Origin of the sequence: Tropicimonas sp. IMCC34043, from assembly GCF_003390845.1 — a bacterium.
Classification (GTDB): Bacteria; Pseudomonadota; Alphaproteobacteria; order Rhodobacterales; family Rhodobacteraceae; genus Tropicimonas.
Genome location: NZ_QMEK01000004.1, coordinates 312,999 through 330,698 on the forward strand (window position 1 = coordinate 312,999; position 17,700 = coordinate 330,698).

Below are 17,700 nucleotides of genomic sequence, written 5' to 3' on the forward strand. Positions count from 1 at the left end.
GGAGGGAAGGCTCCCGCCCGTCGCCCGCGCATCGAAGATGCGCGCCTGCCGTTGGGCGGGGCGCGCTGCGCGCGCGGTTTCGCCCCGGCCCGGCCGAAAGGTGTCGGCTCAGGCGAAGGGATCCTCGGGATAGCAGACATGGGCGAGGTAGAGCCCATGGGGCGGGCAGACCGGGCCACAGGCGGCGCGGTCGCGCGCGGCGAGCGCCGCGCCCACATCGTCGGGCGTCCAGGCGCCGGCACCGACCCGTTCGAGGGTGCCGACGAAGCTGCGGACCTGATTGTGCAGGAACGAGCGGGCGCGGACATCGAAATGGAACTCGGGCCCCATCGTGGTGTCGACCCGCGTGATGTCGAGCCGGTCGAGCGTTCGCACCGGGCTGTCGGCCTGGCATTCGCTGGCGCGGAAGGTGGTGAAATCGTGGCGGCCGAGCAACTGGCGGGCGGCCATCTGCATCGGGGCGAGCGCCAGCGGAAACGACACCTGCCAGACCTTGCCGCGCAGCAGGACCGCCGGTGCACGGCGGTTGAGCAGCCGGAACAGATAGCGCCGTTCGATGGCCGAAAACCGGGCGTGCCAGTCGTCTGCGACCGGGGCCACGGCGACCACGGAGACGGGATCGGGCCTGAGGTGAAAGTTCAGCGCCTCGGACAGGCGGAACGGGTCCCAGTCGCGCACCATGTCGGCATGGGCCACCTGTCCGAACGCATGCACGCCGGCATCGGTGCGGCCCGCGGCAGCAGTCGGCGGGCAGGCAGGATCGAGCCTTCGCAGCGCCGCCTCCAGCACCTGCTGGACGCTCGGGTGCGCCTTCTGGCGCTGCCAGCCGGCAAAGGGGGCGCCGTCATATTCGATTTTCAGGGCATAGCGCGGCATGTCGGCCGCTTAGCCCTTGGCGCCGGCCCTGTCCAGCGGCCCGCGCCTGCGGCCCTAGGCATCGGCGCGGCAGGGCCATATGTAGGGCGGGCAACGGAGGGTTTGGACAGTGGTGATCGGTCGGATCGCGGATGGTCTGGCGCGCGGCGTCGATGCAGCGGGCGCGCTTGTTTCGGGTGCCTTCATGGAGCCGACGCTGCGTCTGGGCGTCACGGGGCTCGCGCGCGCCGGCAAGACGGTGTTCATCACCTCGCTGGTGGCGAACATGATGGACCGCGGCCGGATGCCGGGGCTGCGGGCCGCGGCGGACGGGCGGATCCTGGCCGCCTGGCTGCAGCCCCAGCCCGACGACACGGTGCCGCGCTTTGCCTTCGAGGATCACCTTGCCGCCCTCACCGGGCCCGATCCGCACTGGCCCGAGCCAACGAGCGCGATCTCGGAGTTGCGGCTGTCGCTCAAGATCGCGCCGCAGGGGATGCTGGGGGCGATCTCGGGGCCGCGGGTGCTGCACCTCGACATCATCGACTATCCGGGCGAATGGCTTCTGGACCTCGGTCTGATGGAGCAGGATTTCGCCGCCTGGTCGGCCGAAGTGCTGGGCCGCGCCGGGACCCGGGTCGAGGCCGAGCCATTTCTGGCGCATCTGCGCGGCATTCCAGTCGACGCGAAGTTCAGCGAGGATCTGGCACGGGCAATGGCCGAGAGCTATACCGGCTATCTGCAGGCAGCCAGGCAGGCAGGCTATTCCGACTGCACGCCGGGGCGGTTTCTGATGCCGGGGGATCTCAAGGGCTCGCCTGCGCTGACATTCGCGCCGATGCCCGCGGGGGCGGGGCAACGCGGGTCGCTGTCGCGCGAGATGCAGCGGCGGTTCGAGGCCTACAAGTCCCGGGTGATCAAGCCGTTCTTCCGCGAACATTTCGCCCGGATCGACCGGCAGGTCGTGCTGGTCGATCTGCTCGGGGCGATCCATTCCGGCCCGCGCGCGATGGAGGATCTGGGGCAGGCGATGAACGGTATCCTTGGCGCCTTCCGCCCCGGCGGCAATGCCTGGCTGTCGCGGCTGGTGGGCATCCAGAAGGTCGAGAAGATCCTGTTTGCCGCCACCAAGGCCGACCATATCCATCACAGCCAGCACGCGCGGATGACCGCGATCATGGAGGCGATGCTGCGCGCCGCCCGCGACCGCGCCGATTTTGCCGGCGCAAAGACCCGTGCCATGGCCATCGCCGCGCTGCGGGCAACGGTCGAGGAGACCCGCGAGCACGGTGGCGAGACGCTCGAGATGGTGCGCGGGCGGCTTCTGAACACCGGGAAGGACGCGGCGCTGTTTCCCGGCACACTGCCCGAGGACCCCTCGCACCTGCTGGTGCCGGCGCGCAATGGCGCCGAACGCTGGCTCGACGGCGATTATTCGGTGATGAACTTCGCGCCCTCGGCCGGCAGCCTGCGGCCGGGGATGGGCCCGCCGCATATCAGGCTCGACCAGGCGGCCGAGTTCCTGATCGGGGACAGGCTGTGATGCGCCGCCGGGGCGCCGGGCGGATGGAGGGGCTGTCGTGAGCGACGAAGGCGTGGACCGCGACGGCGGGGCCGGTGGAATCCGGAACAGCGAAGACAAGGACAGCGATGCCATGGGCAGTGACGGTGGACGCAAGCGGCCGGTGATCATCGAATTCGACGCGGACCCTGAGGACGCGGCGGCACCCCGGGTTGCGCCGGCCGAGGCGCCGCCGGTGCCGGACCCCGTGGTCGATCTGCCGCAAGGCCAGGCGATGCAGACTCTGGCCGCACTTGCGGCGCGGCGGAGCTCGCCGCTGGTGCGGTTCTTCTGGGGCTCGGCGCTGTCGCTTGTCACCTTCGTGGCCGGGATCGCGGCGTGGAACTTTGTGACCGGGCTGTTCACGCGCACGCCGCTGCTGGGCTACATCGCGCTGACGCTGATCTCGGCGGTGGTGCTGGCGCTGCTCGGGCTGGCGCTGCGCGAAGCGGCGGGCTTTTTCCGGCTGTCGCGGCTCGACGGGATCCACCGAGGCGCACAGGCCGCACTGGCGGCGCAGGACCCGAAGGCCGCGCGCGAGGTGCTGGGCAAGCTCGAGGCGCTCTATTCGGGCCGCAAGGAGCTGGAATGGGGCCGGGCAAGGGTCAGGGAGCAGGAGGCCGAGCAGTTCGACGCCGAGGCGATCCTGGGGATCGCCGAAGTCGAGCTGATGGGGCCGCTCGATGCCGCTGCCCGGCGCGAGGTCGAGGCGGCGGCGCGCCAGGTTGCCACGGTGACCGCGATGGTGCCGCTGGCGCTCGCCGACCTGATCACGGCGCTGGTGTCGAACCTGCGGATGATCCGGCGGATCGGCGAGATCTATGGCGGGCGCTCGGGCACGCTGGGCAGCCTGCGGCTGACCCGGTCGGTGCTGACCCATCTGGTCGCGACGGGGGCGGTCGCCGTCGGCGACGATCTTGTCCATTCGGTGGCCGGGGGGGGCGTCATGAGCTTTGTCTCGCGCCGCTTCGGCGAGGGGGTGGTGAACGGGTCGTTGACCGCGCGGGTCGGGATTGCGGCCATCGACGTCTGCCGGCCGCTGCCGTTCCGGCGGCTGAGAAGGCCGAAGGTGACATCGCTGGTCAAGCGGGCGCTGGCGGGGCTGTTCGGGTCCGAGAAGTGACCGGAGCGCCTGTGGCCGGGACGGGACGGGGGGCTGTCTGCCCCCCGAAGCGGGAGCGGGGCTCCCGCACCCCCCGAGGATATTTCGGAACAGAAGAAGAGCCGGGCGATGCTCTGGACCCCGGAGGGGCGTGGGGATATAGGCGTCTGCAAGATGCTGATATGGTCGATCATCATTCGAATTAGCTGCCCGGCGCTCTGACAGGACGAGCCGCCGGGACAAGGCGCATGGGACACCCGCGCCGAACCTCTCAAGCCAGATGGACATTTGCGAAGGACGCCGCGACATGTGCGCCGACACCACCGATCAGACCACAGACACCGACTACAAGGACACCCTGAACCTGCCGCGCACCGAGTTTCCGATGCGCGCCGGCCTGCCCAAGCGCGAGCCTGGCTGGCTGGAACGCTGGGCGAAGATCGGGATCTACGACCGGCTGCGCGAGAAGGCCGAGGCCTCGGCCCGGGTGCCCTTCACGCTGCATGATGGCCCGCCCTATGCCAACGGGCATCTGCATATCGGTCACGCGCTGAACAAGGTCCTGAAGGACATGGTGGTGCGTTCCGAGCAGATGATGGGGCGGGATGCGCGCTATGTCCCGGGCTGGGATTGCCACGGTCTGCCGATCGAGTGGAAGATCGAGGAGCAATACCGCCAGAAGGGCAAGAACAAGGATGAGGTGCCGGTGCTGGAGCTGCGCCGGGAATGCCGCGCCTTTGCCGAGGGCTGGGTCGACATCCAGCGCGAGGAATTCAAGCGGCTCGGTGTGACCGGCAACTGGGACAACCCCTATCTGACCATGGATTTCCATGCCGAGGCAGTGATCGCCGAGGAATTCATGAAGTTCCTGATGAACGGCACGCTGTATCAGGGCTCGAAGCCGGTGATGTGGTCGGTGGTCGAGAAGACCGCGCTGGCCGAGGCGGAGGTCGAGTACCACGACCACCAGAGTCACACGATCTGGGTGAAGTTCCCGGTGATCCGCGCCCTCGACAAGAGCGGTGCGCGCTCGCAGTTGCGCGGTGTCAACGTGGTGATCTGGACCACCACGCCCTGGACCATCCCGTCGAACCGGGCCGTCGCGTTCAATCCCGATCTGGCCTATGGCCTATACCGCGTGACCGCGGCGCCAGAGGGCAACTGGGCGAAGGTCGGCGACGAATACCTTCTGGCCGACAATCTGGCCGAGGCGGTGATGACGGCGGCCAAGGTCGAGGCCTGGGAGCGGGTGCAGGATGTCACGTCCGAACAGCTTGACCTGATGGTCTGTGCCCATCCGTTCCGCGGCATCGAGGGCGGCAGTGGCGAATGGGACTATGAGGTTCCGATGCTGCCCGGCACCCATGTGACCGACGAGGCCGGGACCGGATTTGTCCATACCGCGCCGAGCCATGGCGCCGACGACTTTATCCTGGGCGTTCGTCACGGGCTGAAGATGACCCACAACGTGTTGCCCGACGGGTCGTTCCGCGAGGACTTGCCGCTGTTCGGCGGGGCGGTGATCTTTGACGAGAAGGGCAAGGAAAAGGACGCCAACAGCCGTGTGATCGACGCGCTTGCGGGTATCGGCGCGCTGATCGCGCGGGGCCGCGTCAAGCATTCCTATCCGCATTCCTGGCGGTCGAAGGCGCCGTTGATCTTTCGCAACACGCCGCAGTGGTTTGCGGCGATCGACCGGGCGGTGGGCGACGGGCAGGACACCTATGGCAAGACGATCCGCGCCCGTGCGCTGCGCTCGATCGACGAGCTCGTGGCCTTCACCCCCGAGACCGGGCGCAACCGGATCCGGTCGATGATCGAGGCGCGGCCCGACTGGGTGCTGTCGCGCCAGCGCGCCTGGGGCGTGCCGCTTACCTGTTTCGTCAGGAAGGGCGCGAAGCCCGACGATGCCGACTTCCTGCTGCGCGACGCGGCGGTGAATGCGCGTATCGTGGCGGCCTTCGAGACGGAAGGCGCGGATGCCTGGTACAAGGACGGCGCCAAGGCGCGGTTCCTTGGCGCCGATCACGACCCGGAACAGTACGAGCAGGTCTTTGACGTGCTCGATGTCTGGTTCGATTCGGGCTCGACCCACGCCTTCGTGCTGCGCGACCGCGCCGATGGTTCGACCGACGGCATTGCCGATCTCTATCTGGAAGGTACCGACCAGCACCGCGGCTGGTTCCATTCCTCGATGCTGCAGGCCTGCGGCACGATCGGGCGGGCGCCCTATCGGGGCGTGCTGACCCATGGCTTCACGCTGGACGAGAAGGGCAACAAGATGTCCAAGTCGCTCGGCAACACCATCCTGCCCGAGCAGGTGGTCAAGCAATACGGCGCCGACATCCTGCGGCTTTGGGTGGCGCAGACGGATTTTACCGTCGACCAGCGGATCGGCCCCGAGATCCTGAAGGGCACCGCCGACAGTTATCGGCGGCTGAGGAATACCCTGCGCTTCATCCTCGGGTCGCTGCCCGATTTCGACGAGACGAAGCGGGTGGCCTATGCCGACATGCCGCAGCTGGAACGTATCGTGCTGCACGGGCTGACCGAGCTCGACACGATGGTGCGCGAGGGCTACGCGCGCTATGATTTTCAGGGCGTGTTCCAGACCGTGTTCAACTTTGCCACGCTGACGCTGTCGTCCTATTATCTCGACGTGCGCAAGGATGCGCTTTACTGCGACGCGGCCGACAGCCCGCGCCGGCTGGCCGCCTTGACGGTGCTCGATGCGCTGTTCCACCGGCTGACCACCTGGCTTGCGCCGGTCCTGGTCTTTACCATGGAGGAGGTCTGGCTGGAGCGGTATCCGGGCGAGGACAGTTCGGTGCACCTGCAGGACTTTCCCGAGACGCCGGCCGAGTGGTGCGACCCGGAGCTTTGGGCAAGGGGGCTTCGCGTGCGCGAGGTGCGGCGCGTGGTGACCGGCGCGCTGGAACTGGCGCGGCGCGACAAGGTGATCGGGTCCTCGCTGGAAGCGGCGCCCGTGGTGCATGTGACCGAGGACGTGGCGGCGCTGATGAATGCCGAGGCTTTCGCCGATCTTTGCATCACCTCGGCGATCACGATCTCGACCGACGCGATCCCCGAGGGGGCGTTCACCCTGCCCGATGTGCCGGGCGTCGGCGTGGTCTTTGACCTTGCCGAGGGAGAGAAGTGCCAGCGCTGCTGGAAGATCCTGCCCGATGTCGGCACGCACAGCCATGCCGGGGTCTGCGCGCGCTGCGACGAGGCGCTTGGCTGAAGCCATCGGCCGCGATGACCATGCCTGACAGCGGGGGAGGTGCCGGAAACGGTGCCTTCCCCGTTTGCCATTTGGCCGTTTTAAGCCATCGGGTCGTCGCGAGACCATGCCGGTCCCGGCCGTACCGTCACGGATCGGGCGGAAAGTGCTCGGCCAGATAGGCGACGATCTTGTTGCGATGCTCCGGCCGGGTCTCGATATCGGTCATCTGTTCGATGAACGCCTGCCAGCCTTCGGCGGTGAAGCCGTCGCTCTGCTGGATGTTGTGCAGGGTATGGCAGCGGGTGCATTCGGTGCGCAGTTCGGCATAGCCGTCGCCCTTGGGCAGGGGCGCTGCAACGGCGGTGGCCTGTAGGGCAAGGCAGGCCGTCAGGCCGAACCCGGCCCTGAGAACGCCTGAAACAAGGGTCATGATCGTATGTCCTCGACTCGATGGGCAATCTGCCACCGGGACGTGACGCTTGGGTGACGGCGACAGCGCGGCGTGGTGCCGCGCCGCGGTCACTCCATGGCGAGGATCATGTTGCGCACGACCGGATAGATCTCGCGCTCCCACTTGCGGCCGGAAAAGACGCCATAATGACCGACATTGGCCTGCAGATGGTGACGTTTCAGGTGCGGCCGCAAGGACCGGCAGAGATCGTGGGCAGAGGTCGTCTGACCGAGCCCGCAGATGTCGTCGCGCCCGCCCTCGACGGTCAGCAGCGCGGTGTTGCGAATGGCGCCGGGATCGACCAGCTTGCCGCGATAGGTGAATTCGCCCTTCGCGAGGTCGGCCTTCTGGAACACCCGGTCGATGGTTTCGAGGTAGAACTCGGCGCTCAGGTCCAGAACGGCGAAGTATTCGTCATAGAAATCCTTGATCCGCTGCGCCTCTACCTCCTCGCCGCGGGCGAGGTGCTTGTAGAGCTTGCGGTGCTGGGCCTGGTGACGCTCCATGTTCATCGCCATGAAGGCGCTGAGCTGGACAAAGCCCGGATAGACCCGGCGCCCGGCACCGGTATAGCGCGCCGGGACCTTCGCGATCACGTTGTTCTCGAACCAGCTCATCGGCTTTTCCTGCGCGAGGTGGTTGACCTCGGTCGGGCTTTCGCGGACGTCGATGGGCCCGGCCATCAGCGTCATGGTGCGGGGCGTGGCGGGATTGCTTTCGGCCGACATCACGGCGACGGCGGCGAGGGTCTGCACGCAGGGTTGGCAGACCGCCAGCACGTTGCCGCCCGGCCCGATCGCCTCGAGAAAGCGGATGATGTATTCGACATAATCCTCGACCCCGAAAACACCCGCCGACAGCGGCACGTCGCGGGTATTGATCCAGTCGGTGATATAGACATCGTGGTCGCGCAGCAGCACCTCGACGGTGCCGCGCAGCAGTGTGGCGAAATGTCCCGACAGCGGTGCCACGACCAGAACGGCGGGCTGCGGCGTGTCGATGTCCTTGGCAAAACGGATCAGCCGACCATAGGGAAGTTCCAGCGTGACCTCTTCGGTCACCGCCACCTCGCGGTTGGCAACCGGCACCGTTTTGATGTTGAAAGGCGGTCTCACATGAGAGATTCGCAGCCGTGAGAGCATTTCGAAGCTGGCGTCGACGTAGGGCAGGGCGCCATTCATTGCACTTGTGCCCGGAAAATCCTTCAACCGGGTCATTCCTGCAAATGTCCTGATCGGTGCAATCAGGTCGTCCTGCGCCTGGTAGAGTTGGTACAACATCGCCGCTTCCCTCAGCCAATCCTGGCCGTATAGTATTTAAAGCACTTCATGCTGCAGTGCGACATGTATTATGCGCAACGCGGCGATGTTGTCCCATGGAGGTGATAATGGCCAAGGCGACTCTCACGATTTCCTCCAAGAACTATTCCTCATGGTCGCTGCGAGGATGGCTCCTTTGCAAGATGGCAGGTATCGATTTCATCGAAAAACCTGTGAATATCGACGATCCCGAGACGCGCCAGGAACTTTTGCTGCTATCGCCATCCGTGCGCGTGCCGCGGCTGAACCACAACGGGGTCGATGTCTGGGACACCCTCGCCATTGCAGAATACCTGAACGAGGTGGCGCCGGAGGCCGGTCTCCTGCCTGATGACATCAAGACCCGGGCCCACTGCCGGGCGATCTCGGGCGAGATCCACTCGGGCTTCTACAATCTGCGCTCGGCGCTGCCGATGAACATCAAGGCCCGGCACAAGACCTTCAAGTTCTTCTCGGGCGCCCGCCCCGACGTGCTGCGGATCAAGGAAATCTGGTCCGAATGCCTCGAGACCTATGGCGGACCGTTCCTGTTCGGCGAGCCGACCGTCGCCGACGCCATGTATGCGCCGGTCTGCACCCGGTTCCGCACCTATGCGGTCGAGCTTGACCCCGAGATCGACGCCTATTGCACCCGGATCTATGACTGGGCGCCGATGGCCGAATGGATCGCGGCGGCGAACGAGGAACCCGACGAGATGGTCGAGCTCGAAGTCGAGTTCTGAGCCGCCGCGGCGCGCGATCACCTGGCCGGGGCGATGCAGGTCGCCCCGTAGAGATGGCGCAGGGTCAGGTTCGGCCGGGCGCCGGGTTCGGCCGGGGTGAAGGTGATGTCGACCGGGTCGCCCGGCAGCAGCAGGAAGCCCGCGTCCGAAAACCTTCCCGGGATGTCCGCCTCGAGCGCGACGAAGAAGGCGGGCGCGCTGCAGCCGAGGCTGATCTTCCAGCCATCGCCGATGTCGCGGACCTGCATCGCGATCTGCGGGTCGCGCAGATCATAGGATTTGTAAGGTCCGGGCGCGAAATGATCGGTTCCGGCGACGCCTGCCGGGCCGGTCCAGCGATAGACCAGCATCTCCCCTGGCGCGAGTACGCAGGTGCGCAGCGCCTCGATCGCCGCATCGGTCGGGACCGTAACCTCGACCTCGTCCAGCGCCCTTTTGCTGCCGTCCATCGACAGCGCCGAAGCCGAGATGCGCAGGGTCACCGGAAGAGCCGTGTCGTTCACCGCCCGCAGCGCGATACCACCCTCGACCGGCACGGCGTTTACCGTGACCGGGGCATAGAAATGCCGCGCCATGTGATGCAGGATCTTCCAGCCGCCGCCATGGTCGAGCGAGGACCACGAACAGACTGGCCAGGTATCGTTGAGCTGCCAGTAAAGCGTGCCCATGCAGCGCGGTTTCAACCCGCGCCAGTGGCCGACCGCGGTGCGAATGGCCAACCCCTGCTGGACCTGACTGAGATAGACGAAATCTTCGAACCCGGTCGGAAAGCGGAAATAGCGGAACATGGTCTCGGCGATCCGCGCGTTGCCGCCCCGGTTCTTCTGGTGGCTTTCGAATACCGGGGCCGAGATGTTGAAATCCTCGGGCGCGGCGAAGCGCCGGATCGCCGCCATCGAAGGGTAGGACTGAAAGCCGAATTCGGAGCAGAAGCGCGGGGCCACGTCGCGATAATGGTCGAAATCCTGCCCCTCGTGCCAGACCGACCAGAAATGCATGTCGCCGGCGCTGTCGTCGTGCCAGGCGTCGCCAAAGCTCAGCGGCCCCGGGCTGGGGGAAGACGGCCACCAGTTCGCACCGGGATCGGTGGCCATGAGCGCCGCTTCGATCCCGCGGTTCAGCCGGTCGTAGCTGACCAGATATCGGTCGCGATCCCGCCGGCTTTCGGGAAACCAGGACAGCATCCCGATCAGTTCGTTGTCGCCGCACCAGAGGGCTGTCGAGGCATGGTGATGCAGCCGTGCGACGACGTCCTGCACCTCGGCCGCAACCTCGGCCAGAAACTCGGGCGTCGAGGGGTAGAGGTTGCAGGCGAACATGAAATCCTGCCAGACCAGCAGCCCCAGTTCGTCGCAGATGTCGTGCAGCCAGTCCGGTTCATAGCGCCCGCCGCCCCAGATCCGGATCATGTTCATGTTGGCATCCGCCGCCGATTGCAGAAGCTCGCGCACGCCCTCACGGGTAATTCGCCCGGCCAGCGCATCGGCGGGGATCCAGTTCGCACCGCGGCAGAACACCGGCCGGCCGTTGACCCGGACAAGAAAGCTTCGGCCGATCTCGTCGGGTTCTGACACCAGTTCGATCTGCCGCAGCCCGATCCGGCGGCGTTCGACCTGCTGGCCCGTCGCGACGCTCAGATCGCACAGCGGCTGCTCGCCCAAACCCGCGGGCCACCAGAGCGCCGGCTCCGCGATGCGGAAAACAGCCGTGACAACGGGGTCGGTGACACCGTCGGGAACGATCACCGTCTGATGTTCGTCGCAGAATTCGAATCGGACAAACGCCCGCGGCGTGCGCGCCAGTCCCTCCAGATGGGCCGCGACGGTCACGGTCACGCCCTCGGCCCCGTGGTCCTGCGTTATCGCCAGCCGGCCGATGCGCTGCGCCATCACCGGTTCCAGCCGCATTGCGCCATAGATCCCCATTGGCGCCAGCGCGATGTTCCAGTCCCAGCCAAAGTCGCATTGCGGCTTTCGCAGCATGTTGCCGTTCGGGATCGGCGAATTGTCCCTGTGCCAGGGCACGAAGAAGGGCTGCGCCTGTTGCGCTGCCGCGGCCGCGGCAATGGCGGATTTCAGCGTGATCTCGATCAGGTTCGTCCCGACCCGGGCCGCGCCAGATATGTCGACGCGCCAGCGCCGGTGCGCATTGGCGCAATCGAGCACGGCAATCCCGTTCACCCGTATCGTCGCGACCGTGTCGATTTCATCGAGCACAAGCACCAGATCGGTGCGATCGAGCGCCACTTCGCGCGTCAGCGTCCAGTCCCGTTCGGCGATCCAGCGCAGATCGAATTCGTTGCGGCCCCAATAGGGGTCCGGAATGCGCCCGGCTGCCTGCAACGCGGTGATCACGTCGCCCGGCAGGGCGATTTCGAGCCCCAGGGCGCCGTCGCCGTCGGTCAGTCGCCACACCCCTGAAAGATCCAGCGCCCCGCTGTGGTGCGATGTCTGCATGTCGCTCTCCGTTCTCCCCAGGGCTGGCGGCCCATCGGGTGCCTTGCCGTGGCGGCGTGCGCGACGCCTCTTGAACCCTCCGGGCCGTCGACCAGGGCGGCCGTGCCTTGCCGGCGTCGCGATGTAAAACCTGCGTCCCCGTCGCTGAAAACGTTGTAAGTTAACGCTGGGTAACTTACATTCATCTAACGCGGCGGATGGCTGGACGGTCTCGAAGTCTAGTCCAGCAAGGACAGATCGTCCATGTCGCGTGCTGCCCTGACGTGCCCGATCAGGAGAAAGCAGGGACTGATTCAGCCAGGATTCGGATGGATACGCTATGAAAACCAAACGCCCGACCCTGAAAACGATTTCGGAACTCACCGGCTATGCCGTGCCCACAGTGTCGCGGGCGCTGCAGGATGCGCCCGATATCGCCAAACGGACCCGACAACGGATTCAGGAGACCGCCCGCGAAATCGGCTATGTTCCGAACCGCGAGGGCGTGCGGCTCCGCACCGGCATGACGAAGACCATCGCGATGGTTCTGGGGACAGACCAGAACATCAACGAGCATACCGGCCAGCTTGTGACCGCACTTGCCGAGAACATAGAGGGCACCGGCTATCACCTGCTCGTCAAACCCTATGCCGTTGGTGCGGATCCGCTCGAGAAGGTGCGTTACGTGGTCGAAACGCGACTGGCCGATGCCATTGTCATCCAGCATATCGAGGACAAGGATCCCCGGGTCCACTACATGCAGGAGATGAATTTTCCCTTCGTCACCTACGGGCGGACCCTCGCAAGCGACAGCCACGCTTATTTCGACTTCGACAACATTTCGTTCGGCGAGATTGCGGGGAATGCCTTGCTGGACCGCGGACGGCGGCACATTCTGGCCATCGCACCGCCGCCCGGGCAGGCGTATTCGCGGCACATGGTCGAAGGGCTGCGCCGGGCCATTGCGGGCACCGACGCCGAAATCGACGTCCTTGAGGGAGCTTCGAGCGGTTCGCCCCAGTCCCAGATCCGTGCCTCGCTGCGCCTGCGGCTAGAGATGGGGTCGCCGGTCGATGCAATCGTCACCCCATCCTCGGGCGCCGCAATCGCCGCGGTCGCCGTCGTCGAACTGATGGGGCGCAAGGTTGGTGACGACTTCGACCTGTTTGGGCGGGAATCCTTGCCGTTTCTCAGCATCTTTCGACCAGCCATCCTGACGGTCGTGGAAAACGTGGGCTTGGCAGGCGAATTTCTGGCCAAAGCGGTCATCCGCGCGATCGAAACCCCCGACGCGCCGCCGCTGCAACGGCTGGAACGCTATCACTTGCGCCACGTGGATAGCCGCGACCGACACTGATCCGACGCCGTTCAACATCCTTGCCCGATCAAAACCGGCCCCCTAACCTTGGCGGCAGGACAGGATATTTGGGGGGGGGACCCAAGATGAGCCTCGTGAAGACCTTGGCGAAGGTCGCCGTCGGTGTGGTTGTTGCCAACAGTGTCAAGGGTATGGTCAGCGGCGGCAGCCGCAGCGGATCTGCCCGGGCAGGCCAGGCCTCGGCCGGCGGCGGTTTGCAGGACATGCTGGGCCAGATGATGGGCGGTGGCGGTGGCACGCAGGGCGGCAGTCTGCAGGACATGCTTGGGCAGATGATGGGCGGTGGTGCCGGCGCCAGGGGTGGCGGCGGTCTGCAGGACATGCTGGGCCAGATGATGGGCGGCGGCGCTGGCGGCCCGCAGGGCGGCGGGTTGCAGGACATGCTGGGCCAGATCCTTGGCGGTGGCGCCGCTGCGGGCGGTGCGCGCGGCGGCGGCATGGGCGGCATGCTCGACGAACTCAGCCGCATGTCACGTCCGGTCGGGGCAGGCACGGGGGCTGTTGCCGGGGCTGCGGCGGGCGCCGGGGGCCTTGGCGAGCTGCTCAACCAGTCATTGCAGCGCTATGGCGAGCCCGACCGCACCCCGACGCGTGCCGAGGAGGAACAGGCCGGTCTGCTGTTGCGCGCCATGATCCAGGCGGCCAAGGCCGACGGGCGGATCGACGAGGGTGAAAAACGCTATCTGCTCGACCAGCTGGGCGATGCCAGCCCCGAGGAGATGGCCTTTGTCGAGGCCGAGATGAAGCGCCCGATCGATGCCGCGGCCCTGGCCCGCGACGTGCCCCGCGGCGCCGAACAGCAGGTCTATATGGTCTCGGCCATGGCGATCGTGCTCGATGACCAGAGCGAGGCGCGCTATCTGAACGATCTGGCCAAGGCGCTGCGGCTCGACCCGCCCGCGGTCAATGCGATCCACGACCGTCTCGGGATCGCGCATATCTATCGCTGAACCGGGGCTAGGCGGGCGGGGCGCTCAGAACCGTGCCGCCACCCCGGGCAGGGCAAGCGATGTGATAAGATCGCGCAGCTCCTGCCTTGCGGCGACATTGGACAGGCTCAGCTTTTCGATACCGGCGTCGCGCAGGTCGAGCAACGTCAGCCCCTGCGGGAACAATTCGCGAAAGATCACGCGTTCGCTGAATCCCGGCGCAACGCGAAACCCGATCCGCTTGCTCAGCCGCACCAGCGCGTCCCCGACCTTCTTCTTGTTGCGCATCTGCTGGGATCCGACCCGATTGCGGGTCACGATCCAGTCAATCGGCGGCAACCCGGCGTGCGCCCGCGCCTGGCGCGCAGCCCAGACCATCTCGGAATAAACCGACGGTCCCAGGATCTTCCCGGTCTCGGGGTCGAGCCGTGCGAGCAGATCGAAGTCGACGAAACTGTCGTTCAGCGGCGTGATCAGCGTATCGGCCAGCGAATGAGCCATCTGGCTCAGCCTTGTGTGCGAGCCCGGGCAATCGATCAGGACGAAATCCGAGTCTGCCTGGGCGGCCTGCACGGCCAGCGACAGGCGATATTCCTGCGGGTTCTGGCCTTCGGGGATGTCCTCGGGCGCAAGCTCGGGCAATTCGCCGTGCGCCGGCATCGCAAGCTCAAGCCCGGCGCGCCGGCGGAAGGCGGCGCGGTTCTCGATATAGCGGCCGAGACTGCGCTGGCGCAGGTCGAGGTCGAGCGTGCTGACGCGAAACCCCATACGCACCAGCGCCGTGGCCACATGCATCGAGGTGGTCGATTTTCCCGAGCCGCCCTTCTCGTTTCCGACGATGATTATATGCGCCATCGCCACTCCTGGGTGCTTGGCGCCGGGCCTCCCCGGGGCGCGTGGGGTGGGACGCCGGCGGGCGGTTTGCACCTGCGGTGGTAGTTCGCGTTGGGCGCGAGGGAAAGGGCGGAAATGCCGCGTCTGTGATCGAGCGGTCAGAACAGGGCGCGCCAGACCAGTTCGCCTAGGCCGAGCGCGACGAAAACCGGCGCCGCCAGAAGGCTGGCCAGCCACAGCGCCCCGCGAAACGTCGGGCGGACGGGCGGGGCGGTGACACCGTGGACGGGGCGATCCTGCTTGGGCATGGCGTCATTAACGCCGCCTTAGATTTCAGGCCGGTTAATGCGGCCATGGAAGATCTCTGGACCGAAACCGCGACCCTGATGGCGCCCGAGGCGGCCGTGGCCCCCATGCAACAGCACGCGTCCTATGGTGCGGCCTGCGCCGCCCTCGGGACCGGCGTCCTTTGGTACCGCCTGGATGGCGCCGGCGGGCAGGGGGCGGCGCAGGTCCTGATCCGTCGCTGGCCGCTGCTCGGGGCGACGGCGCTGCTGTCGCGCGGGCCGCTCTGGGCACCCGACACCCCGGCGGAACTGCGGCGCGCGGGGCTTTTGCGGTTGCTGGTCCAGCTGCGCCGGCAGTTCCGATGCGTTCTGGTCACGCCCGATCCCATCGAGGCGGCCGATCCGCTGGCGGACAGCGGCTGGCTTGCCACAATGACGCCCTGCTCGCTGGCACGGCTCGATCTAACGCCCGATCCTCTGGCACTGCGGGCGGGCCTGCGGGGCAAGTGGCGCAACCGTCTGGTGCGGGCCGAGGCGGCGGGCCTCTCTGTCCGGGACCGGCCATTCTCGCCCGCGCGCGACGACTGGCTGCTTGCCGCCGAGGCCGCGCAGGCCAAAGCGCGCGGATACCGCCGGCTGCCCGCGGACTTCACCCTGGCCTGGAGCCGCGCCGATGGCCAGCATGGCACCCGGATCTTCACCGCCGAACGGGCAGGGCGGATCGTGGCAGCGATGCTGTTCCTGCTGCATGGCGCCGGGGCGAGTTATCACATCGGCTGGTCGGGTCCCGCGGGGCGCGCGCTTGGCGCCCACGCCCTGCTGATGTGGCAGGCCATGCTGCGCCTGCGCGAAGGCGGCGTGCAGATGCTGGACCTCGACCTGATCGATACCGAAGCCGCGCCGGGACTTGCCCGGTTCAAGCTCGGCACCGGCGCACAGCCGCTGGTCCTCGGCGCCACACGCCTGTCCGCCCCGGGCAGCAGGATCTTTGCCGCAAGGCCCATGCGCCCGAAGGCGGCGTGACAACAGCCCGGGAGGCCAGTCGCTTCGATCCCCGGCGCGCTTGCAAGCGGCGCCCTGTCGCGCAATCCTCGAGCGACGCCTCCCGCCGTCGGATCCCGCCATGTCTCCGCTGCTCGTTGCTTCCACGCTGTCGATGTTCGCGACCTGCTATGCCATCGTGCTGGCCGTGATCTGGATCCGTGCGGTCGGCCGGCGTGACCGGCACGAGCACGTCGGCCTTTTCATCGCGCTGATGGGAGTTCTGGTGCCGGGCGTGGTGCTGAGCATTGCCACCCTGCTCGCCGGCGCGGTTTTCGGCCTGCCCTACATCGGGCTGGCGCTGCCGGTCCTGTTTCCGGCCGCCATCGCCACCGGCCTGCATCTCGAGGTCGACGCCCTGACCTCGCCTACCCCCTCGACCGAGGGCTTCCGCATCGCGCAGGGCGTGGTGCTGACGATCATCCTCGTCGCGCTGACCTGAACCGGGCCGCCCTCAGGCGAGCCCGCCCGACAGATAGGCGATCAGGATGTCCCGCGCAGCGGCCAGATCCCGGCGGTCGACCATCTCGGTCACCGTGTGGATATAGCGCGTGCCGACCACGATCCCCACGGCGCGGGCACCGGCCGCGGCCTGCTGCGCGGCCGCCCCGTCCTGGCCACCGGCGCGCAGCATGGTGCGCTGGAACGGGATCCCCCGCGCCGTCGCCAGCGCGTCGATCTCGGCCACCAGCCCGGTGTCGGCAATGAACGAGCTGTCACGCACATGCAGGCCGAACCCCTTGCCCTGTTCGGTCGTGCGATCCTGGTCGGGTACGCCCGGCGTGTCGCAGGCAAGCGTCGTGTCGATGCCAAGCCCGATGTCGGGCTGGACCCGGAACGCCGCAGTCCGCGCCCCGCGCAGGCCGACCTCCTCCTGGGTGGTGAAGGCGACGTGGATCTCGGCCGGATGGTCGGCCTCGCCAAGGCCCCGGATCGCCTCGATCCCGAGCCAGCACGCCACCCGGTTGTCGAGCGCCTTCGAGACCAGCTTCTCGCCCATCTCGAGGAACGGCTCGTCGAGCACCACCATGTCGCCGACCTTGACCCGCTCGGCCGCCGCCTCGCCCAGCCCGGTGTCGACGAAGAACTCGTGCACCTCGGGGATCTTCTTGCGATCCTCGGCCGACGCGATGTGCACCGGCCGCCCGCCCGGGTTCATCACCCCCTTGATGTCGCCACCCTCGGTACAGACCAGCACCCGGCGTGCAAAGAGGTTGCGCGGATCGAAGCCACCGACGGGCAGCAGATAGAGAAACCCTTCCTTCGAGATGTGGCTGACCAGAAAGCCGATCTCGTCCATATGGCACAGCAGCATGACCTTCACCGGCGCCTCGAGTCCGCCGCGGGCATCGCGGCGACAGATCAGCGAACCCATCGGATCGACTTCGACATGATCGAACAGCCCGGTGGTCTCGGACAGGATCAGGTCGCGCACCCGCGTCTCGTGACCGGGCACGCCCGGGGTTTCGCAAAGCCGCTTCAGAAGCTCGATGTTCATTGGTGTTACCGCCTCGGTCGATCCATTCCGGTGCGACCCTAGTGCGCCGCGCGCATCTTCCG

Annotated in this window: 15 protein-coding genes; 8 read left to right on the forward strand and 7 right to left on the reverse strand. The window is 67.0% G+C overall.

What is annotated here, in order from left to right; all coding sequences use genetic code 11:
* Positions 1–108 precede the first annotated feature (108 nt).
* Positions 109–876, reverse strand: coding sequence for a tRNA pseudouridine(38-40) synthase TruA (gene truA / locus DQG17_RS16165; RefSeq protein WP_116133884.1), 768 nt, complete (start codon positions 874–876; stop codon positions 109–111).
* Between the two features lie 109 nt (positions 877–985).
* Here truA and DQG17_RS16170 point away from each other — a divergent pair, with 109 nt between their 5' ends.
* The 3 genes from DQG17_RS16170 to ileS all read left to right on the forward strand — a co-directional run bounded on the left by DQG17_RS16170 (position 986) and on the right by ileS (position 6,762).
* A complete protein-coding gene (locus tag DQG17_RS16170; protein ID WP_198666157.1) occupies positions 986–2,398 on the forward strand; it encodes a YcjX family protein in 1,413 nt (470 codons plus the stop codon).
* A 112-nt stretch (positions 2,399–2,510) separates the two neighbouring features.
* Entirely contained in the window at positions 2,511–3,539 is a 1,029-nt protein-coding gene (locus tag DQG17_RS16175) for a TIGR01620 family protein (RefSeq protein WP_116133943.1), read from the forward strand.
* 286 nt (positions 3,540–3,825) lie between these two features.
* The gene (gene ileS, locus DQG17_RS16180) at positions 3,826–6,762 is read left to right on the forward strand and encodes an isoleucine--tRNA ligase (protein ID WP_116133885.1); all 2,937 of its coding nucleotides are present in this window, start codon (positions 3,826–3,828) and stop codon (positions 6,760–6,762) included.
* A gap of 127 nt (positions 6,763–6,889) precedes the next feature.
* Here the strand turns inward: ileS and DQG17_RS16185 are convergent, their stop codons facing one another.
* A complete protein-coding gene (locus tag DQG17_RS16185; protein ID WP_116133886.1) occupies positions 6,890–7,174 on the reverse strand; it encodes a hypothetical protein in 285 nt (94 codons plus the stop codon).
* Between the two features lie 89 nt (positions 7,175–7,263).
* The gene (locus DQG17_RS16190; protein WP_116133887.1) at positions 7,264–8,475 is read right to left on the reverse strand and encodes a polyhydroxyalkanoate depolymerase; all 1,212 of its coding nucleotides are present in this window, start codon (positions 8,473–8,475) and stop codon (positions 7,264–7,266) included.
* Between the two features lie 107 nt (positions 8,476–8,582).
* Between DQG17_RS16190 and DQG17_RS16195 the strand changes: the two genes are divergently transcribed.
* A complete protein-coding gene (locus tag DQG17_RS16195) occupies positions 8,583–9,236 on the forward strand; it encodes a glutathione S-transferase family protein (RefSeq protein WP_116133888.1) in 654 nt (217 codons plus the stop codon).
* Positions 9,237–9,253: 17 nt separating this feature from the next.
* On the opposite strand, the gene DQG17_RS16200 is transcribed toward DQG17_RS16195, so the two are convergent.
* Entirely contained in the window at positions 9,254–11,692 is a 2,439-nt protein-coding gene (locus DQG17_RS16200; RefSeq protein ID WP_116133889.1) for a glycoside hydrolase family 2 protein, read from the reverse strand.
* A gap of 319 nt (positions 11,693–12,011) precedes the next feature.
* On the opposite strand from DQG17_RS16200, the gene DQG17_RS16205 reads away from it, so the two are divergent.
* Together DQG17_RS16205 and DQG17_RS22100 are read left to right on the forward strand one after the other, a co-directional pair.
* Positions 12,012–13,028, forward strand: a complete 1,017-nt coding sequence (locus DQG17_RS16205) for a LacI family transcriptional regulator (RefSeq protein WP_116133890.1) — start codon at positions 12,012–12,014, stop codon at positions 13,026–13,028.
* Between the two features lie 86 nt (positions 13,029–13,114).
* Positions 13,115–13,999 carry a DUF533 domain-containing protein gene (locus DQG17_RS22100; RefSeq protein WP_304466275.1) on the forward strand — a complete coding sequence of 295 codons (885 nt, stop codon included), beginning with the start codon at positions 13,115–13,117 and terminating at the stop codon, positions 13,997–13,999.
* Between the two features lie 24 nt (positions 14,000–14,023).
* Here the strand turns inward: DQG17_RS22100 and DQG17_RS16215 are convergent, their stop codons facing one another.
* Complete coding sequence (locus DQG17_RS16215; RefSeq protein WP_116133891.1) at positions 14,024–14,833, reverse strand: division plane positioning ATPase MipZ; 810 nt, start codon at positions 14,831–14,833, stop codon at positions 14,024–14,026.
* 137 nt (positions 14,834–14,970) lie between these two features.
* On the reverse strand, positions 14,971–15,120 hold the full coding sequence (locus DQG17_RS21720; RefSeq protein ID WP_157973637.1) for a hypothetical protein: 150 nt from the start codon (positions 15,118–15,120) through the stop codon (positions 14,971–14,973).
* A gap of 45 nt (positions 15,121–15,165) precedes the next feature.
* Between DQG17_RS21720 and DQG17_RS16220 the strand changes: the two genes are divergently transcribed.
* Entirely contained in the window at positions 15,166–16,122 is a 957-nt protein-coding gene (locus DQG17_RS16220) for a GNAT family N-acetyltransferase (RefSeq protein WP_116133892.1), read from the forward strand.
* A 100-nt stretch (positions 16,123–16,222) separates the two neighbouring features.
* Entirely contained in the window at positions 16,223–16,582 is a 360-nt protein-coding gene (locus DQG17_RS16225; RefSeq protein WP_116133893.1) for a hypothetical protein, read from the forward strand.
* Between the two features lie 12 nt (positions 16,583–16,594).
* On the opposite strand, the gene DQG17_RS16230 is transcribed toward DQG17_RS16225, so the two are convergent.
* Positions 16,595–17,638, reverse strand: coding sequence for a M42 family metallopeptidase (locus DQG17_RS16230; RefSeq protein ID WP_116133894.1), 1,044 nt, complete (start codon positions 17,636–17,638; stop codon positions 16,595–16,597).
* Between the last annotated feature and the right edge of the window lie 62 nt (positions 17,639–17,700).